The 992-nt window shown below is 41.6% G+C and carries 1 protein-coding gene and 1 pseudogene; both read right to left on the bottom strand.

All coding sequences use genetic code 11. From position 1 onward, the window contains the following. Positions 1-705: DNA-processing protein DprA (locus ADIWIN_RS16325; RefSeq protein WP_040757632.1), on the bottom strand; the 705-nt coding region annotated here is incomplete at its 3' end. Then, positions 686-992, bottom strand: a pseudogene (locus ADIWIN_RS22360) (MerR family transcriptional regulator); the annotation flags it as partial. The pseudogene ADIWIN_RS22360 and the gene ADIWIN_RS16325, both read right to left, overlap by 20 nt.

Genomic DNA, 992 nt, shown 5'->3' with positions numbered 1-992 from the left:
CACTACAACTAGAGCATCCGCCAACCCAGCAATGATGCGGTTTCTTTGGGGAAAATTACCAGGACTCATTTCTGTTCCGAGTTTGTACTCGGTCAGTAAGCCCCCATTCTCTTTCATTTGTTCAGCTATTTTCTTATGAATCGACGGATAGATGGTGTTGAGGTCAGAACCCATGACGCCTATGGTAGGTAGATTTCTAGCTATGGCGGCTCTGTGTGCTTCTACATCTATTCCATAGGCAAGTCCACTGATGATGGTTGGTTGAAACCTCGACAGTTCTTCTGTAATTTGTTGCGTTACATTCTTGCCATATTTAGTGGCTTTCCTAGTGCCTACAATTCCCACTGTTCTTTCTGGGTTGAGGCTTAAATTACCTCTACTAAAAAGAATAGGAGGACTATCAGGAATGGCTTTTAACCGACCAGGGTAATTATCCTCCATGAAACAATGAATTTGAATTTCATGCTGGTTTGCGGCATCTATTATCTTTTCTGCCTCGGTAAGGTAGCTGGTTCTTTGTTTTCTGTAAGCAAGCAACTTGGGGCCAATGCCCTGAATTCTTTCTAGTTTGCCACGGGGTAAATTGAAAAATGCTTCTGCCGAGTCGCAGTGTAGGATGATTTTCTTGTAAATACTAGGACCTAGTTTGGGGATCAAACTGAGTGCTACCTGGTATAGGTAGTCCTTATTCTGTATGCTGTTCATTCAGATTATTTTTGATTTCTGTCAAAAAACCTCTGATTTCATTTAGCCTTTGGATCATTGCTGCTTTGTCCTGAACCTTATGCATATCCCTTTTAATAATCTCTTGGGCACCTGTGAGCGTGTAACCTTTTCTTTTACCAGATGAAAAATCAACTGAATCTTTTCAATGTCGTCTATGGTAAATCTGCGGTTTCCTTTTTGTCTTTTTGGGTTTGATGATATCGAATTCCCCTTCCCAATACCTGATCAGTGAGGTAGCAACCTTAAATCTCTCAGCCACTTCGCCG

The sequence above is a fragment of the Winogradskyella psychrotolerans RS-3 genome (assembly GCF_000427335.1).
In the GTDB taxonomy this organism is placed as follows: Bacteria; Bacteroidota; Bacteroidia; order Flavobacteriales; family Flavobacteriaceae; genus Winogradskyella; species Winogradskyella psychrotolerans.
This window is presented reverse-complemented; position numbering and strand designations above follow the sequence as displayed.